The organism is Mitsuokella jalaludinii, from assembly GCF_928722185.1.
Lineage (GTDB): Bacteria > Bacillota > Negativicutes > Selenomonadales > Selenomonadaceae > Mitsuokella > Mitsuokella jalaludinii.
Window position 1 is genome coordinate 2,076,225 of record NZ_CAKMXA010000001.1, and the last position, 19,158, is coordinate 2,095,382.

Genomic DNA, 19,158 nt, shown 5'->3' on the forward strand with positions numbered 1-19,158 from the left:
GAAGACCGGGAGGGGTAAGGGAGTTATCCCTTGCCCCTCCTTTTTATTAGGAGGAAAAGAACCAATGGCAAAGATTACGGCTGCAATGGTAAAAGAGCTGCGCGAGACGACGGGCGCAGGCATGATGGACTGCAAGAAGGCCCTGACGGCTACGGACGGCGACAAGGAAAAGGCAATCGACTGGCTCCGTGAGAAGGGCATCTCGAAGGCTGAGAAGAAGGCTGGCCGCATCGCTGCAGAGGGTGCTGTCGCCGCTTACATCAGCGACGATGCAAAAGTCGGCGTTCTCGTCGAAGTCAACTGCGAGACGGACTTCGCTGCTGGCAACGAGCAGTTCCGCGCTCTCGAAGAGAAGATCGCGAAGCACATCGCTGCAACGAACCCGGCTGACCTCGATGCCCTCAATGCAAGCGAGATTGACGGCAAGACGGTCGCTGCTCTCGTGACGGAAGCTACGGCTACGATCGGCGAGAAGATCTCCCTGCGCCGTTTTGTCCGCTATGAGTCGGAAGGCCGCGTTGCCAGCTACATTCACATGGGCGGCAAGATCGGCGTCCTCGTCGACATGACGGGCGGCGATGAAGAGCTCGGCAAGGACGTTGCTATGCAGATCGCTGCAGCAGCTCCGGCAGCCATCGACCGCAGCGGTGTCGATGCAGCAGCTCTCGAGCACGAGAAGGAAGTCCTCCGCAAGCAGGCTCTCGAAGAGGGCAAGCCGGAGAAGATCGTTGAGCGCATGGTCGAAGGCCGCATCAACAAGTACTACAAGGAAGTCTGCCTCAACGAGCAGATCTTCGTCAAGGATTCCGACAAGACGGTCAAGGACATCCTCGGCGACGTCAAGGTAACGGCATTCACGCGCTACCAGCTCGGCGAAGGCATCGAGAAGAAGCAGGAGAACTTCGCTGCTGAAGTCGCTGCTCAGATGAAATAATCAACCGGAAAAAGCCAGACCGGAAAGAAAGAGAACACATAATGGATTGTGTTCTCTTTTTTTAGAGGTTATAACGAGGCAGAAAATCTCCGTAAATGGGGGAAACATCTAGAAATAGGCGGTGAGCCTATCTCCCGCCTCGTTGAAAGGCTGCAAGGTGGATTTTCCTATGGAAAATCTGGAACAATGGCCTTATAATAGAGAAAGATGCAGTGACATTTAGATGGAGGGTAATATTTTGGAACCAGCAAAATATAAACGCATTGTCCTGAAACTCAGTGGTGAATCGCTTGCCGGCGATCAGGGCTTCGGCATCAACCCGGCTGTTGTCGAGGATATCGCGAAGCAGATCAAGAAAATCCGTGAGCGCGGCGTCGACGTCGCCATCGTCGTCGGCGGCGGCAACATCTGGCGCGGGCTCGCCGGCTCGGCCAAGGGCATGGACCGCGCGACGGCCGACTACATGGGCATGATGGCCACGGTCATGAACGCACTCGCCCTGCAGGATGCACTCGAGAAGCTCGATGTGGACACGCGCGTACAGACCGCCATCGAGATGCGCCAGGTCGCAGAGCCGTACATCCGCCGCAAGGCCATCCGTCACATGGAGAAGGGCCGCGTCGTCATCTTTGGCGCCGGCACGGGCAATCCGTACTTCTCGACGGATACGACGGCCGCTCTGCGTGCTGCAGAGATCGAAGCCGATGTCATCCTCATGGCCAAGAAGGGCACGGATGGCATCTATGATTCCGATCCGAACAAGAATGCCAACGCGAAGAAATTTGATTCGCTGACGTACATCGAGATCCTCAACAAGGGCCTGCAGGTCATGGACACGACGGCCACGAGCCTCTGCATGGACAACAAGATCCCGCTTCTCGTCTTCAACATCGATGACCACGAGAACATCGTCCGCGCAGCACTCGGCGAGGAGATCGGCACGACGGTAGGAGGAAATGAGTAATGGTAAAAGACATTCTCGCGTCCCATGAGGAACGCATGAAGAAGAGCATCGAGGCCCTCAAGCACGAGTTCGCCTCGCTGCGTGCAGGCCGCGCTACGCCGTCCCTGCTCGACAAGGTCATGGTCAACTACTACGGCGCCCCGACGCCGGTCAACCAGATCGCGAAGGTTTCCGTGCCGGAGCCGCGCATGATCATGATCCAGCCGTGGGAGAAATCCATCCTGCACGACATCGAAGTCGCGATCATGAAGTCGGATCTCGGCCTGAGCCCGAACTCCGATGGCACGGCCATCCGCCTCTCCATCCCGGCTCTGACGCAGGAGCGTCGCCAGGAGCTCGTCAAGACGGTCAACAAGAAGACGGAGGAGGCCAAGGTCGCCCTGCGCAACATCCGCCGCGACGGCAATGAGGCCATCAAGAAGCTCGAGAAGTCCAAGGAGATCACTGAGGACGATTCGAAGCGCGGTCAGGAGTCCATGCAGAAACTCGTTGACAAGTACGTCAAGCTCGCCGATGCGGCGAAGGACGTCAAGGAGAAAGAGGTCATGGAAGTCTGATATGACTCAGATGACGCCTGACATCCTGGCGCGGCCGCTCGCCGAGGCCGAAGCGATGCTTCGCGAGGCCGGCCGCCCCTGGCAAACGGAAATAACACGCCCAACGCGTGATTTTTTCAAGACAGATTCAACCTGTCTTTACGTCGTCCGCGTGCGAGAGCAGGCGGATGGCACGATCCTGCTGACTCTTGCGGCAAAGCAGAGGAAGCTGGACCACTAAAAACTAGAGAAGGAGGCGAGATGAATGGCTTACAAGATCACTGATGACTGCATTTCCTGCGGTTCCTGCGCTGCTACGTGCCCGGTTGAGGCAATCAGCGAGGGTGCAGAGCACTACGAGATCGACGCAGACAAGTGCGTTGAGTGCGGTGCTTGCGCTGCCGGCTGCCCGGTATCCGCAATCGAAGCTCCCTGATGGATGACGAGCGGCCCCTCTTTTTTATGCGAGAGGGGCTTTTCGTTATTCTACACGGAATAGTCTCTCAGGATGGAGATATAGTATGTGGAAAAAGATATTTGGCGGTGGAAAAACGGCGCGCGAGGAAAAAGCGCCCGCCAATCAGAACCCGCTCTACGATAGAATCAACTGGCAGCGCTTGCCGCGCCATGTCGCCATCATCATGGACGGCAACGGCCGCTGGGCACAGGGCAAGGGCCTCATCCGCACGGCGGGCCACAAGGCCGGTGTCAAGACGCTCAAGAACATCCTCAAGGCGGCCATCGATCTGCGCATCGAGGCCCTGACGGTCTACGCCTTCTCGACGGAGAACTGGAAGCGCCCGCGCCCTGAGGTCGAATTTCTCATGAAGCTCTTCTCGGAGTACCTCATCAAGGAGCTCGAGGAGATGAACGACTACAATGTGCGCATCCGCTTCATCGGCCGCATGGAGGGCATGCCCGAGGGCCTGCAGCGCCAGATGCGCGAGGCGGAGGCGCTCATGAAGGACAACACGGGCATCCGCTTCAACGTCGCGGCCAATTACGGCGGCCAGGATGAGCTCATCCGCGCGGCGCAGTCGCTCGCGCGCAAGGCAGCGGCAGGGGAGATTGCCCCAGAGGACATCGACGCCGAGGCCATCGATCAGCAGCTCGACACGGCTGGCGACCCGCCCGTCGACCTCGTCATCCGCACGAGCGGCGACCAGCGCCTCTCGAACTTCCTGCTCTGGCAGTCGGCCTATGCGGAGTTCTACTTCACCGATGTCAACTGGCCGGACTTCACGCCCGCCTGCTTCGTCGACGCGCTCGTCGACTTTGCCGGGCGCGACCGCCGCTTTGGCGGCCTGACCAATAAATAAGATAGGAGCGGTTTCGTTGTTTACAAGAATCATCACAGGCGTGGTCGGCATCGCGCTGGCTGCTTTCGTCATCCAGACGGGCGGAGCCCTGTTCGCTGGCTTTGCTCTCGTGCTCTCCGTGTTGGCCTGGTTTGAATACGCGCGCGCCTTCCACCGGAAGGGCAACAATCTGACGTTCCTGACGGGCATTCTCGGGCTCATCCTGCTCTGGGGCTGCGCGTGGCTCGGCAACGCCGAGGAGTCGATGGCCGTCACGACGGGCATCGTGCTCATCGTGCTCTTGGAGAGCGTCCTGCTGCACGGCCGCGTCTCCTTCGTCGACGCCTGCACGTCGGTCGCCGGCATCCTCTACCTCGGCCTGCCGTTTGCGCACATGGTCATGCTGCGCTACCTCTATCCAGAGCAGCACCTCATGACCTCGCTGGGCTCCTTTGAGTTCGGCTGCGCGATGATCTGGGTCATGTTCATCGGCACCTGGGCCAGCGACACGTTTGCCTACTTCACGGGCTCGGCCATCGGCCGCCACAAGCTCTGCCCGACGATCAGCCCCAACAAGACGGTCGAGGGCTTCCTCGGCTCTGTCATCGGCACGACGGCAGCCGTCGCCGGCCTCGGCGCGTTCTTCTCGCTGCCGATTGTCGAGATGGCCGTGCTCGGCTTCTGCATCTCGCTCCTGGCGACGCTCGGCGACCTCGTCGAGTCGGTGGCGAAGCGCTACACGGGCATCAAGGACTCGGGCAATATCATCCCGGGGCACGGCGGCGTCTGGGACCGCTTTGACAGCGTGCTCTTCACGGCACCGCTCGTCTACTACTTTGTGCTGATCGCGGGCCTTGGCCTGAAGTGAGGGAAATGCTATGAAGAATATTGCTGTATTAGGCTCTACGGGCTCCATCGGCACGCAGACGCTCGACGTCGTGCGCGGCCATCGCGAGCTCTTCCACATCTCCGTGCTCGCGGCCAATGCGAGCGACGAACTGCTCGAAAAGCAGATCCGCGAGTTCGAGCCGGAGCTCGCCGTGCTCTCCGACGAGGCCGCCTACGCGCGCCTCAAGTCGCGCTACACGGGCAAGACGAAGCTCGCCGGTGGCCGCCAGGCCTTCATCGACGCGGCGGCCTACCCGGACGTCGACACCGTCGTGACCTCGATGATGGGCTTTGCCGGCCTCGAGCCGACGATGAAGGCGCTCGACGCCAAGAAGAACATCGCGCTCGCCAACAAGGAGACGCTCGTCGTCGCCGGCGAAATCGTCATGCGCCGCGCGAAGGAGCAGGGCGTCTCCATCCTGCCTGTCGACAGCGAGCACTGTGCGTTCTTCCAGTGCTTGCAGGGCGAGAAGCGCGAGACGATCGAGAAGCTCCTCTTGACCTGCTCCGGCGGCCCGTTCCGCGGCAAGAAGCGCGAAGCGCTCATCGGCGCGACGAAGGCGCAGGTCCTCGCGCATCCGACCTGGAACATGGGCCAGAAGATCACGGTCGACTCAGCTTCGCTCGTCAATAAGGGCCTTGAGGTCATCGAGGCGAAGTGGCTCTACGGCGTCGACTACGACAAGATCCAGGTCGTCGTCCACCCGCAGAGCATCATCCACTCGATGGTCCAGTTCTGCGACGGCTCCGTCATCGCGCAGCTCGGCTGCCCCGACATGAAGCTGCCGATCCAGTACGCCCTGACGTACCCGACGCGCCAGAGTTCGACTTTTGAGCGACTCGACTTCTGGAAGCTCAAGGACCTGACTTTCGAGAAGCCGGACACCGATACCTTCAAGGGTCTGCGCTTTGCCTACGAGGCCGGCAAGATGGGCGGCTCGATGCCGTGCGTCTTCAATGCGGCCAACGAAGTCGCCGTCGGCGCCTTCCTCAAGGATGCCATCCACTTCCTCGACATCTACGACATCATCGAAGAGACGATGATGAAGCGCGAATGCATCGTCGAGCCGACACTCGAGGAGCTCTTCGAGGAAGACAAGTGGGCGCGCGCATACGCTGCCTCGCTGCTCGCGAAGTGATGCGTCCTCATTTGATTCACTGCAAGATTCACTATGACACGATAAAAGGATGGTGAAGCAATGGTATTGACAATAGCAGCAGCTGTCTTTGTCTTCGGCCTGCTCGTCCTCGTGCATGAGCTCGGCCACTTCGTCACGGCGAAGATGACGGGCATGCGCGTCGACGAGTTTGCCATCGGCTTTGGGCCGAAGCTCGTGAGCTTCCAGCGCGGTGAGACGGTGTACTCCATCCGCGCGATCCCGCTCGGCGGTTTCAACGACATCGCCGGCATGGACCCCGAGCAGAACGATGCAGGCAGCCGCGGTTACTGCGAGAAACCTGTGAGCTCGCGCATGATTGTGATCCTCGCGGGCTCCATCATGAATTTCATACTGCCGCTCTTCCTGTTCTTCGGCATCTTCTTCTTCGCCGGCGTCAGCACGCCGAGCACAGAGCCGGTCTTCGGCACGGTGCTCGCGGGCAAGCCGGCGGCCGAAGCTGGCCTCAGGGACGGCGACCGCGTGCTCGCCATTGACGGAACGCCAATCGCGACGTGGTCCGACTTCGTCGCCGGCGTCAAGGACAGCGCGGGAAAGCCTGTCAACCTGACCGTCGAGCGCGGCGGGGAGTCGTTTGATACGACGGTCACGCCGGCCTACGACTCGAGCTCGCAGCGCGCGATGGTCGGCGTCATGGGCTCCGTCGACACGCACTACCCGGGCTTTGTCGAGTCGGCCAAGCTCGCCGTGCAGAAGACGGGGGCCATCCTCTACATGATGGTCGACGCCCTCTACAAGATCGTCCTCGAGCTGTCGGGCGCGGAGCTCGCCGGCCCAATCGGTGTCGCGCAGATGGCGGGTGAGGTCGCCCAGATGGGCTTCGTGCCGCTCCTCAACTTCGCGGCCTTCCTGAGCCTCAACCTCGGCATCGTCAACCTCTTCCCGATACCGGCACTCGACGGCGGCCACTTCCTGACGCTCTGCGTCGAGGCCGTGCGCGGCAAGCCGCTGAGTCCGACTGCCCTGCGCTACACGCAGAACGTCGGCATCGTCCTGCTGCTCCTCTTGATGCTGCTCGCGACGAAGAACGACATCGTCCGCGTGATCTTCGGCGGCTGAGGCTGACACCGACTAATTCGAAAGGAAGTGTACGATTTGTACGATTTACAGAAGCGCCGTCCGACGCGCCAGATCCACATCGGCAAGGTCGCGATTGGCGGCGGTGCGCCGATCTCCGTGCAGTCGATGACGAATACGAAGACGACGGACACCGAGGCGACTGTCGCCCAGATCCGCGCCCTGCAGGCCGCAGGCTGCGATATCGTGCGGCTCGCCGTGCCCGACATGGAGGCCGCCAGGAACCTCGGCAATATCCTGCGCCAGGTCACCGTGCCGCTCGTTGCCGACATCCACTTTGACTACAAGCTCGCGCTCGAGGCCATCCACCAGGGCATCCACGCCCTGCGCCTCAACCCGGGCAACATCGGCGGCGAGGAGAAGGTCAAGGCCGTCGTCGAGGCCGCCAAAGAGGCCGGCATCCCGATCCGCATCGGCGTCAACGCCGGTTCCCTCGACAAGAAGATCCTCAAGAAGTACGGCGGCGTCACGCCGGAGGCGCTCGTCGAGTCGGCGATGGAGCACGTGCGCATCCTAGAGGCACTCGACTTCCACGACATGAAGATCTCCCTCAAGGCGCACGACGTGCCGCTGACGATTGCGGCCTATCGCCTCATGAGCCAGACGGTCGACTACCCGCTGCACCTCGGCATCACCGAGGCTGGCACGGTCAACACGGGCATCATCAAGTCGGCCGTCGGCATCGGCGCGTTGCTCGCCGAGGGCATTGGCGACACCTTCCGCATCTCGCTGACGGGCGACCCCGTCGTCGAGGTCCGCGTCGCCAATGAGATCTTGAAGTCACTCGGCCTCAAGGAGTACGGTCCGACGCTCGTCGCCTGCCCGACCTGCGGCCGCACGAGCATCGACCTGCCGGCCATCGCCGCCCAGGTCGAGGAGAAGCTCAGGGACATCGAAGAGCCCATCGAGGTGGCCGTCATGGGCTGCGTCGTCAACGGCCCGGGCGAGGCGCGCGGCGCCGACGTCGGCATTGCCGGCGGCAACGGCGAGGGCCTCATTTTCCGCAAGGGCGAGATCGTCCGCAAAGTGCCCGAAGCCGACCTCGTGAACGAATTATTCCAGGAAATTGACCAGATATTGGAGGAACGCAAACATGCGAGCAAGTAACCTTTACGCACCAACACTTAGAAACACGCCAGCTGAGGCCGAGATTGCCAGCCATCAGCTCATGTACCGCGCCGGCATGATCCGTAAGACGGCCGGCGGCATGTACACCTTCCTGCCGCTCGCATGGCGCACGATCCGCAAGATCGAGCAGATCATCCGCGAGGAGATGGACGCAGCAGGCGGCCAGGAAATCATGATGCCGATCCTGCAGCCGGCAGAGTACTGGCAGGAGAGCGGCCGCTGGGGCGTCTACGGCGATGAGATGATGCGCATCAAGGACCGCCATGGCCGCGACTTCTGCCTCGGACCGACGCATGAAGAGATGATCACGGCGCTCGTGCGCGACGAAGTCCGCTCCTACAAGCAGCTGCCGCTGATGCTCTACCAGATCCAGGACAAGTTCCGCGATGAGCGCCGCCCGCGCTTCGGCCTCATGCGCAGCCGCGAGTTCATCATGAAGGACCTCTACTCCTTCGACAAGGACGTCGAGGGAATGAACGAGTCGTACAAGAAGATGTACGACGCCTACACGAACATCTTCACCCGCATGGGCCTTGAGTTCCGCCCGGTCGAGGCCGACAACGGCGCCATCGGCGGCGGCCACTCCCACGAGTTCACTGTCCTCGCCGACGCCGGCGAGTCGAACATCGCCGTCTGCACGAAGTGCGACTACGCAGCGAGCGACGAGAAGGCCGAGCTCAAGCCGGTAGAGATCCCCTTTGAGGACGAACTGCCGCTCGAGAAAGTCAGCACGCCGGGCACGAACACCATCGAGGCCCTCTGCGACTTCCTCCATGTGCCGGCCGACAAGACGATTAAGGCCGTCGCTTACCAGACCGACAAGGATGAGCTCGTGCTCGCCTTCATCCGCGGCGACCACGATGTCAACGAAATCAAGGTCATCAACCAGATCGAGGGCGCACTCGACTTGCGCATGGCCGACGAAGAGGCCATCCGCGCTGCCGGCGGCTGCCCCGGCTTCATGGGCCCCATCGGCATCAAGAAGGGCACGCACGTGCTCGTCGACGCGACCGTCATGAACATGCACAACGCCGTCACGGGTGCCAACGAGACAGACGTCCATTATAAGAACGTCAACCCGCAGCGCGACTTCGATAAGGACGCCATCATCGTCACCGACCTGCGCATGGTCAAAGAGGGCGACCCGTGCCCGCACTGCGGCGCACCACTCAAGATGACGCGCGGCATCGAGGCCGGCCAGGTCTTCACGCTCGGCACGAAGTACAGCCAGGCGATGGGCGCGACCTTCCTCGACGAGAACGGCAAAGAGCAGCCGCTCGTCATGGGCTGCTACGGCATCGGCGTCGGCCGCTCGATGGCCGCCGCCATCGAGCAGAACAACGACGACCAGGGCATCGTCTGGCCGCGCGCCATCGCGCCGTTCGAAGTCGTCGTCGTCGCCGTCAACGCCAAGAAGGAAGAGCAGCTGACGTACGCCGAGGGCATCTACGAAGAGTGCCGCAAGGCCGGCCTCGACGTCCTGCTCGACGACCGCAAGGAGCGCGCCGGCGTCAAGTTCAAAGACTGCGATCTCATCGGCTATCCGGTCCGCGTGACCATCGGCCCGAAGGCTGTCGAGGAAGACGTCATCGAAGTCAAAGTCCGCAAGACCGGCGAAGTCTACAACTTCACCCGCGCCGACTACCTCGAGAAAGTCCAGGCGCTGCTCAAGGACCTTTGAGATCCAAAACGGCAATCAAAAAAGCTGCACCATCTGGTGCAGCTCTTTTTGTATATAGAAAACCCCTGGTTAGACCAGGGGCTCGATAAAGCTTTAGCGATGAGTCTTTAAAGGATTTAATAAACCTCCCTTGAAGTATGAAGTTGCGGTCCGTCAACTGCAACCAATACGACAAAGGAGGTATATCGTAATGAAAGATCACGATGTACATAGTTTATCACATACAAAATGGGAGTGTAAATATCATATTGTATTTGCCCCTAAATACAGAAGAAAGGTCTTTTATGGTCAGAAGCGGTACGAGATTGGTCAAATCTTAAGGGAACTGTGTCGGTGGAAACAGGTGAACTTGTTAGAAGCCGAGGCCTGTCCTGACCACATCCATATTTTAGTTGAGGTACCGCCAAAGATTAGCGTGTCTAATTTTATGGGCTTTTTGAAGGGGAAGAGCAGTTTGATGATTTACGAGAAATGGGGGAATATGAAGTACAAATATAGAAATCGAAGCTTTTGGTGTCGAGGGTACTATGTAAGTACGGTAGGCAAGAACGAAAAGAAAATAACGGAATACATTCAGAACCAGCTGAAGGAAGATTACATGTCGGAACAGTTGGTACTGGATATGACAGACCCGTTTACGGGTAGCCGGAAATAGTAAGCGTATGACGGACCGACAAGCGCTTTTAAGCGCAGCTGGTAAGCAGAGGCCTTATAAGGCCGTAAATATAAAACCCCCGGCTATGCCGGGGGATATTTATTTTATAGGCCTGTCTTATGCGCCGACGACCGTGTTGAGGTCCTTGACGAGCTGGTCGACATCGATGCCGTGTGCCATCGCGCCCTGCTCGATGTTCTCAAAGTGTGCAGCAGCGCAGCCAAGGCAGCCCATGCCAGCGTTGACGAATACGTCAACCGTGTCCGGGTACTTCTGGACGACTTCAAGGATGCTCATGTCTTTCGTGATTGCCATAATGAAAATTCCTCCTGTGGAACAATATAAAATCGCTGTGATTTACGTCACATATACGTGGATGGGGTATATTACCGCCAAGAGGATTATACCACATTTTCGAGAAATGCACTAGATAGCCAAAAACTTTTCCACTTTTTTCCAGAATCTGTGGTATGATAGATGCGAGTAACACGGACAGAAGCAGGAGGAAGATTTGATGAAGCGTTCATGGCGTTTGCTGGGACTGGTGTTGGTGGCAGTCGTCTGCCTCGCGGCGGTGGTTCTCTTGCGGCCGACGGTCGGCCACGAGGCTGAGATGGCAGGGAGCATAGATGACACGCAGGCGACGAGCACGGCACAGGAGACGGACACGGGCGAGGATGGCCCGCAGATCCTCGTGCTCAACTACCACAAGGTCAGCGATGAATTCCTGTCGCTTGCCGTCGCACCGGCCGACTTCGACTGGCAGATGCGCTACCTCAAGGAGCACGGCTATCACGCGATCACGCCCGACGAGCTCTACGACGCGCTCGAGGGCACGGGCCAGCTGCCCGACAATCCCGTCCTGATCACCTTCGACGACGGCTACCAGGACAACTACGACAACGCCTACCCGATCCTCAGGAAGTACGGCCTCAAGGGCACGGTCTTTGTCGTCACGAGCTTCCTCGGCACGCGCAAAGGCTACCTGACCTGGGACGAGTGCCGCGAGATGGAGAAGAACGGCATGACCGTCGCTTCGCACACCGTCGACCACAAGTCGATGACCGACCTGACGAACGACCAGCTGCGCGCCGAACTCGTCGAGTCGAAGAAGAAGGCCGAAGCCGAGCTCGGCCATGAGGTCAAGTACATGGCCTACCCGACGGGTGCCTACAACCTCCACATCGCCCAGCTCGTGCGCGAGGCCGGCTACAAGGCCGCCTTTACCATCAAGTACGGCGGCGTCAGCCGCAAGAGCAACATCTACGCCCTCGAGCGCGTGCCTATCTTCCACACAGAGAAGACGAACCGCGACTTCATCGAGCGTATCCATTACACTCCGCAGTTCGAGAGTTTCGGCTGGACGAAGCACTGAGCACACAGGTGTTTGCACAAAAAGTACATAAATAAGAAATGTTTTCCAGAAACAGGATGTTTTTCTTTTATAAATCGGTAAATTTAACCCGATGCTAAAGAAAAGCATCCTGTTTTTTATACAATAGAATGTGAGGTAAATCACTGAGCAAGACGTCATGCCTCTGGCGTAACGAATAAAGGGGAAAGGAATCATGAAGAACACACATAAACACAGAAAAACAATGACCTGGCAGTCGAAATCTGCCGCCATTGCCATCGCTATCATGGCCATGTCGCTGCACAGCAGCGTGCAGGCCATGCCGGAGCAGGGCAAGGTCGTCGCCGGGCAGGGTGAGATTGCACGTCCTGATGAAAAGACGATGGTCATCAACCAGAAGACAGACCGCCTCGCTCTCGACTGGCAGAAATTCAACATCGCCAAGGACGAAAAGGTCCACTTCGACCAGAACAGCAAGAGCGCTATCGCCCTCAACCGCGTCGTAGGAGACGGCCGGTCCATCATCGACGGCTCGCTCTCGGCTAAAGGTCATGTCTTCGTCATCAACCCGAACGGCGTGCTCTTCGGCAAGAACAGCAGCGTCGACGTCGGCGGCCTCGTCGCCTCGACGGCCAACGTGACCGATGACGACATGCGTAACTTCGCGCAGGGCAAGGGCGACCTCGGCCTGCAGATTGCAGCTGGCAGGGAGGCCAGCGTGATCAACGCCGGCACCATCAAAGCCGAGGGCGGCCTTGTCGCCCTGCACGCGACAAATGTCGAGAACACGGGGTCATCGCGAATGAGGGCGGCCAGACTGTCCTCGCCGCAGCAAAGAACCTCAGCCTCGCAGCCGACACGGCGGGCAAGCTCAACTTCACGGTAAACGGCAGCCTCGCGAACGCCAAGGCCCTCAACAGCGGCACGCTCCAGAATGACGGCGGCTACCTCGTCATGACGGCCAAGAGCGCCGGCGACCTCATGAGCACTGTCGTCAACAACACGGGCGTCATCGAGGCCAAGACCCTGCACGCGAACGACAAGGGCGAGATCCTGCTCGACGGCGGCGAAAGCGGCCAGGTCGAAGTCAGCGGCACCCTCGACGCCTCCGGCAAAGAAGCAGGCCAGAGCGCAGGCAGCATCAAAGTCATCGGCCAGAAAACTGTCGTCAATGATGGAACCAATCTCTTGGCCCGCGGCGCCATCGACGGCGGCAAGATCGAAACCTCCGGCGATGTGCTGAACCTCGGCAACAATCTCAATATCGATGCCAAGGGCGAACGCGGCAAGGCAGGCGAGTGGCTGCTCGACCCGCTTAACGTGTACATTGCGGACAATGACCCGACTACAGCGTATGATGCAGCAAAGATTGATATAAAAAAATATGAGTCGGATAACAGTCTGTCTAGCAATACTTCTATTAACTATCACGATCCCACTAGTAAGGAAACGGCCGATGCATCTGCTGTAAGTTCGGCAATTACTTGGATTAAGACAAAAACCATTACAGACTTACTGAACAAAGGAACGGATGTTACCATCCAGGCTATAGCGACTAATGGTGTGGCCAATATCACGGTCAATTCTCCCATTAAAAAGGAAGCAGGAACAGATGCGACCTTTACGCTGGATGCTATGCGCAATATCACTATCAATAAAGCCATTACCTCGACTAGTGGAAAGCTGAACGTATTGTTGAATTCAGATACCGATGGCAACAAGATTGGTGCTGTTATTATCAATGCTGATATTGATACAAATGGCGGTAACTTTATTTCTTCTAGTGGCGGAAATCTTGTCTATTCTCCTAATAAAGAGAACGAAACAACAAAGGGATATGACAAAGGTTCTATTAAAACTGGAACTGGGCCGAAGTCAGATGGCTCTACTGTAGGTACCTATTTTGGTAATGTCAATGTTAATTTTGTCGCAGATGGTTCCAAGGCTGATCGTTATATTAAAACGAAAGGTGGAGATATTACCTTAAATGGTGAAGTGGCTATCGGCCTTAACGGTGGTACACTGACTGTGGATTCTAGTGGGAAAGATACGAATGGTGCCGTTAAGGTGACCGGAATCATTAATTCTGGTAATAGCTATGCTACGTATATTTACGGGACAGATGAGTGGGAAAATTTAATTAATAATTCTGGCCTTGTAGATAAATATTTGGAAGCAGGTACTGTTCCGTCCTATCATTATAAGTCTGTTAATTATGTAAAGAATCCTGATGGAAGTTATAAGGTTGATGAAAATGGAAACTATGAAACAACCACGGATTCACAAACGATTGATGGTCCTCATTACACCTATGCTGAGGCCAATACAGAAGACCCCCGTTGGACAGGGAAAGGTATAGGTTATTCGACTACTAAGGGTGACGGCTGGACAGCTGTGAAAGTCACTGAAACAAGTGTCGCGGATAGCATGACTGTCAAAGAATTCCTTGTATATTACAAGACAGCTGCTTCCGCTAACTATACAAGTAAGTATGGTTCATTTGATCCCAGTAGTTACACGGATAATACCTCTCTAGTAACTGCTTTAAAGAACGATAAGACAACTATGGGAAATGGTAAGACCATGTATGAAAACTTGAAGGCGGATATCAATGACTTGCTTTCAGTTAACTGGTTTGTTGCTAAGAACTTGGCGAAGGGGGAGAATGGTAATGGCTCTGCTGTCGGTGATACTTATTTAGCTACCCTCACAACTGTCTTGGAGAATTCTTTGACGGCTCCAAATTCTGCAACCGCTCTCTTTGTTGGTGCTAGAGGTTCAGGTGTCCTCCATAAGACTGGGGGTAATCTAGATAGAGAGAAGCATTTGCCGTATTCCTACTATGGCTTGCCAGATGATCTGCTTTATTCGAATGGTATGTACTGGGTAACTGGCCCAGAAGGCTTAGAGAATAATGGTAAGGGTACACAGTTCTATAGTAATGTAGGATCTGACTGGAGCACTGTAACCGCCCAAAAGACTTATAACAGTGGAAGTAATATATATGGATTTGTCAACTGGCAGACTTGGCCTGTAAGTGGAGTTACCAGAACACAGCCGGATAATAGTGGTCCCTTCCTGACCGTTGGTTATGGCACCCAAAACCAGTGGGATGATATTGCTATGGCTGGCGGTTATGGTGGCGATCAGAGTGCCTGGGCTAAAGGATTTGTTCAGGAAAAGAATCTTGCCAATTCCAGCCTGAAAATCAATTCCGGCACTGGCGAAGTCAAACTGCAGGGAGATATTGGTAAATCCAAGGCTCTGGACACGGTAAGCATCGAAAGTAACAATGCAGTGACAGTAGGAACCGATAATAATAATGTTACTGATTACTATCATGGTACTATCTATGTCGACCATGGACTGTATATCTCTGGAAATGGTGTCAAAGTAGGCGGAGAAATCCATTCCGGCGAAAGCGAAGAAACGGATACTTTTACTACGCTGGAAGATAAATACAAGGATAACGTGACCATTCTTTCTTCTGGCAATATTGAAGTTCATGGCATTACCGCTAATCCTTATACCGCACGCGGGGCAACGACTGCTAATGGTGGTAAAATCAGTCTGACTTCCACTGGAGATTCCGGCAAGATTACGTTGGGGGCTGGTGTCGATTATGATGGCAATGCTACTGCTGGAACGATAGCATCTGGCAGCTCGGATAATGGCGCTGTCATCATTGATGCCCAGGGCAGCAATGGCGCTCTGGTAAACAAAACCACCGGTACAAATGCCATTACCACCGGCGAAAAGGGCACCTGGCAGGTCTATGTCAATTCGCCCAGCGACCATGACACCAGCCTGGGCAGCAATCTGAATAGCGGTACCAATGCCCAGTGGACGGCGAAATCCGGTGCCAACAGTGTGGTCACGGCCAATGGTGCCGGCAATGCACTGACCGACTATACCGATACGAGCAGCAACAAGTTCATCTTCCAGGTAACCCCGGTGATTACCATTTCCGGCGGCTATGCTTCCAAGACCTATGGAGATACCCTGTCTGAAGAAATGATGACGGACACACTGACTTCCAAAGCGACTTATAAGGATTCCAGCGGGAATGACATTGATGTCACCAGCTTCAAAAACTTCGATGAATCCAGTTATCTGACTTATGTGACCAGTTCGGACGGAACGAAGACGGGCCTGGCTACGGTTAGCGCATCCAGTGACGGTGCTGTGCCAACAGCCACCCGGACCAGCGGAAATGAAATGGTGACAGATGCAGATGGCAATAAAACGTATAAGACGGCCAGCGATGGGAACAAAGCCTTCTACGTGATGGATGTGGCCTATCAGGATGGGGTCAAGACCATGAACGGGTATGACAAGGCGGCCAATGATGGGGAAGTGGAAATCACTCGGAAGACACTGATCATCAACACCGATGGTACCCAGACTTATGGCAACTCCAGGGTGAAGAGCGGGACGCCTTCTTACGACAAAACCCAGCTGGTGAACGGAGATACTCTGACTGATAGCGATATCAAGTATACCATTTCTACTGATGGTACTTATGCTGACAGCAAGGGTAGCAACGATACGGCCCATGTAGGCAAATATGAAGACCAATATCTGACTTCCAGTGCAGAGGTAAAGGCTAGCGATGGCAGCGATGCTTCCGCCAACTATAAGGTCACCGGTAGCGGCACCATCACCGTGAATCCAGCAGACCTTTACCTGACGGTGGGGGATGTGTCCACCACCTATGGCACGGCCTTTGATGATACCAAGTATGGCTATACGGTAGATAGCACCAAAGGCGGGCTGGTGAACGGGGATACCCAGGATGCTGTACTGGGAGATGATTTCCTCAGCTATACCAATGCCGGCAACGCCACAGATCCGGATAAGATTGCCAAAGGCGCTGTGACGCAGAACGCCGGGACATATGCACTCCAGGGAACGGCGAACAGCACCCTTGCTGATTACAATGTCCATATCACGAGCGGCACGGCCACGGTGAACAAGGCCAAACTGGCCTTGACGGTGGGAGATACCAGCACCACCTACGGATCTGATGCCTGGAGGCCCTACACTTACACACTAATCGGCAATGCCAACGGGGATACAGTGGATTCTGTAAAGGAAAACGGGATTACGGCAATATACACCAATACCGGGGCTGTCACTGATGCTGCCAGCAATGAAAAGAAGATTTACATCAAAGATGCTGACGGGAAGTATCAGCTGTTGGGAGATTTTACCCTGACCGGACAGACCGCTAAGAACTACGAAATCGAAACCAATACACCAGGCAAGGCCACAGTTGATAAAGCAACCGTCAAGGTGAAGCTTAACGACGTTTCCACTACTTACGGCACGGCTTTTGATACCGGCGCTTATGGATATGATGCCGATACGATCGAAGGCCTGACGAACGGCGATGGCTCAGACGTCGTGACGAGCGCTCTCGATGGGACGTACGGCAAGGGCGATATCACCTATATCAATACGGGCGATGCCTCGGCAGAGGAAAAACAAGCCGGCAAGGTGACCAAGACGGTGAACGGCGGGCCGTACTACCTGGAAGGATCCACGGACAAGACGCTCAAGAACTACAACATCGAGATCGAGAAGGGCAATGCCACCATCAACAAGGCTGCCCTGCATCTCACCACGGGTGACTACACGGAAGCCTATGGTGATGCCGCAGCGGTACAGTCGGACCTCGATACGGCCACGGCTGTGACCGGCAATGCGAATGGCGACGATCTGGAGGCGCTGGTTTCCCAGCTGGGCATCACGAATACGACGGACGCTCTTCTGAGCAGCGACCGCACAAATGATGTGAAATACAAGGCCGATGGAAGCCTTGACCGTTACACGATCGGCACTGCAGTGGCCAACACATCGCTGGATAATTACGATGTGGTCGTGGACCGGACGGGGACAGTCACGCTGAAGCCAGTGCCCATCACCATCACCAACGAGATGGTCCAGACGTATGGCTCGTCGGACAAGACCTTCAAGGAGGTCACGACGCCGACACTCGTCAATGGCGATGCCATCTCGACGGTTGGCCTGAGCATGACGCCGAAGGCCGGCGGCGCTTATGAGACGAACCGGGATGGACGGACTACGGCGGATGCTGGGACGTACAAGAATGACCTGGAATCGGATGGCGGCGGCATTGTCCACGAAGATGGCAGTGATGCCCGCAAGAACTACAGCGTTACGATTGAGGGCGACATCATCGTCAACAAGGCGCCGCTGGAGATCACGACGAAGGATGTCCGCGTCGACTACGGCACCGACTACGGTACGACGGTCGGCAAGACGGTCTCGTTGGTTGATGGCCTGACGAATGGCGACGCGGAAAAGGCGTCGGATCTTTCCTATGACTACGGCAATTACGGCGGCGGTTATATCGAGAATAACACGAAGACGAACCATGTCGGCGACTATGATTTTAAGACGACTGTCAGCAACAAGTCGGAGGATTTCCTCAAGAACTACACGATTTCGGGCGGCGATGCTACGCTGACCATCAACCCGAAGGATGTTCACTTCCATGTCGATGGCAACGGCAATACGCTTGGGGATGTGGTCTACACGGTGACGGATCCGAACAATCCGTCGAGCCCGGATCCGATCAATGGGCAGCTCGTCTATGGCGAGACGGTGACGCCGTCGTACACGCCGGACGGCCGACTGCCGAATGGTCACTACGGTGTCAGCACGTCGCTGCCGGACTATGGTCCGATTGATAGCGGCAAGGTCTACGGCAATTACCGCTATCACTATGACGGTGATATCACAGTCAATCTGCCGAGCAAGCCGGATATCGTGCCGCCGGTCAATCCGCCGGTGACGCCGGGCACGGGCACGGTGACGCCGCTGCCGGAGATGCCGGAGAACACGCCGAACACGCCGGAGAACACGACGGAGACGACGGGCGACAAGACGGTCTGGGACGGTGACCGCGACCGCGGCGGCGACCGTCCGGAGGACAAGCGCGTGGTGACGCTGCCGTTCTTCAAGGTACTGGAGGACAAGACGACGCACCGCTACGGCACCTATGATGTCGCCAAGCGCACGACGGAAGTCAAGATCGCGCCGTCGGCTCAGGTCCTGCCGGAACCGAACCAGCCTGCGACGCAGTATCGCGAGCTTGACACGGAGCTGACGACGGACAAGGGCACGGGCGAATTCACGCTCAAGTACAATGGCTCGCGCTTCACGATCCTGCCGGACGATGATGCTGCAGCGCAGCTCATCGTCGTCGGCGACGAGACGAAGAACCGCGATCTCTTCGAGAAGGCACTCCATGTGGCCTTCACGAAGATGGGCCTCGAGGTGGCTGACCTCGACGGTGTCTACATCCATTTCGGCAAAGAATAAGCATCTTCTGGATGCTCGGGAAAGCCTTTTCCATCTCCTTGGGGATAGGGAGGGCTTTTCTTTTTCTGTAAAAAATGAATTTCCACTTGCAAAAGCAGGATTTATCTGCTATAAA

16 protein-coding genes are annotated in these 19,158 nt (G+C 56.6%); 15 read left to right on the forward strand and 1 reads right to left on the reverse strand.

Annotation, left to right across the window (positions count from 1 at the left end; translation table 11 throughout):
• Positions 1-64: 64 nt before the first annotated feature.
• The 12 genes from tsf to tnpA all read left to right on the forward strand — a co-directional run bounded on the left by tsf (position 65) and on the right by tnpA (position 10,339).
• Positions 65-934 (forward strand): translation elongation factor Ts, encoded by an 870-nt coding sequence (tsf, locus tag QDI87_RS09685; protein WP_036378269.1) that lies wholly within the window; start codon positions 65-67, stop codon positions 932-934.
• A 223-nt stretch (positions 935-1,157) separates the two neighbouring features.
• Complete coding sequence (gene pyrH / locus QDI87_RS09690; RefSeq protein ID WP_036378268.1) at positions 1,158-1,898, forward strand: UMP kinase; 741 nt, start codon at positions 1,158-1,160, stop codon at positions 1,896-1,898.
• Positions 1,898-2,455, forward strand: a complete 558-nt coding sequence (gene frr, locus QDI87_RS09695; RefSeq protein ID WP_036378267.1) for a ribosome recycling factor — start codon at positions 1,898-1,900, stop codon at positions 2,453-2,455. Before pyrH ends, frr begins: the two co-directional genes overlap by 1 nt.
• Before the next feature lies 1 nt (position 2,456).
• A complete protein-coding gene (locus tag QDI87_RS09700; RefSeq protein WP_244881914.1) occupies positions 2,457-2,675 on the forward strand; it encodes an RNA-3-phosphate cyclase in 219 nt (72 codons plus the stop codon).
• A 24-nt stretch (positions 2,676-2,699) separates the two neighbouring features.
• On the forward strand, positions 2,700-2,870 hold the full coding sequence (locus QDI87_RS09705; protein ID WP_036378266.1) for a DUF362 domain-containing protein: 171 nt from the start codon (positions 2,700-2,702) through the stop codon (positions 2,868-2,870).
• Positions 2,871-2,955: 85 nt separating this feature from the next.
• Positions 2,956-3,753 (forward strand): isoprenyl transferase, encoded by a 798-nt coding sequence (locus QDI87_RS09710; protein WP_036378265.1) that lies wholly within the window; start codon positions 2,956-2,958, stop codon positions 3,751-3,753.
• A gap of 16 nt (positions 3,754-3,769) precedes the next feature.
• Positions 3,770-4,600, forward strand: a complete 831-nt coding sequence (locus QDI87_RS09715) for a phosphatidate cytidylyltransferase (RefSeq protein WP_036378262.1) — start codon at positions 3,770-3,772, stop codon at positions 4,598-4,600.
• Positions 4,601-4,610: 10 nt separating this feature from the next.
• Complete coding sequence (locus QDI87_RS09720; RefSeq protein ID WP_036378260.1) at positions 4,611-5,759, forward strand: 1-deoxy-D-xylulose-5-phosphate reductoisomerase; 1,149 nt, start codon at positions 4,611-4,613, stop codon at positions 5,757-5,759.
• Between the two features lie 60 nt (positions 5,760-5,819).
• Entirely contained in the window at positions 5,820-6,857 is a 1,038-nt protein-coding gene (gene rseP / locus QDI87_RS09725) for an RIP metalloprotease RseP (RefSeq protein ID WP_036378258.1), read from the forward strand.
• A gap of 27 nt (positions 6,858-6,884) precedes the next feature.
• On the forward strand, positions 6,885-7,982 hold the full coding sequence (gene ispG / locus QDI87_RS09730) for a flavodoxin-dependent (E)-4-hydroxy-3-methylbut-2-enyl-diphosphate synthase (protein WP_391510240.1): 1,098 nt from the start codon (positions 6,885-6,887) through the stop codon (positions 7,980-7,982).
• Positions 7,969-9,684, forward strand: a complete 1,716-nt coding sequence (locus tag QDI87_RS09735; RefSeq protein ID WP_036378254.1) for a proline--tRNA ligase — start codon at positions 7,969-7,971, stop codon at positions 9,682-9,684. Before ispG ends, QDI87_RS09735 begins: the two co-directional genes overlap by 14 nt.
• Before the next feature lie 190 nt (positions 9,685-9,874).
• Entirely contained in the window at positions 9,875-10,339 is a 465-nt protein-coding gene (tnpA, locus tag QDI87_RS09740) for an IS200/IS605 family transposase (protein ID WP_055161056.1), read from the forward strand.
• Between the two features lie 117 nt (positions 10,340-10,456).
• Here the strand turns inward: tnpA and QDI87_RS09745 are convergent, their stop codons facing one another.
• Complete coding sequence (locus QDI87_RS09745; RefSeq protein ID WP_036378940.1) at positions 10,457-10,654, reverse strand: DUF1858 domain-containing protein; 198 nt, start codon at positions 10,652-10,654, stop codon at positions 10,457-10,459.
• Positions 10,655-10,853: 199 nt separating this feature from the next.
• Between QDI87_RS09745 and QDI87_RS09750 the strand changes: the two genes are divergently transcribed.
• The 3 genes from QDI87_RS09750 (at position 10,854) to QDI87_RS09760 (ending at position 19,043) form a co-directional block, all read left to right on the forward strand.
• Positions 10,854-11,714, forward strand: coding sequence for a polysaccharide deacetylase family protein (locus QDI87_RS09750; RefSeq protein ID WP_036378942.1), 861 nt, complete (start codon positions 10,854-10,856; stop codon positions 11,712-11,714).
• Positions 11,715-11,907: 193 nt separating this feature from the next.
• Entirely contained in the window at positions 11,908-12,579 is a 672-nt protein-coding gene (locus QDI87_RS09755) for a filamentous hemagglutinin N-terminal domain-containing protein (RefSeq protein ID WP_081828497.1), read from the forward strand.
• Between the two features lie 68 nt (positions 12,580-12,647).
• Complete coding sequence (locus QDI87_RS09760) at positions 12,648-19,043, forward strand: beta strand repeat-containing protein (protein ID WP_148485503.1); 6,396 nt, start codon at positions 12,648-12,650, stop codon at positions 19,041-19,043.
• The last annotated feature ends 115 nt before the right edge of the window (positions 19,044-19,158 follow it).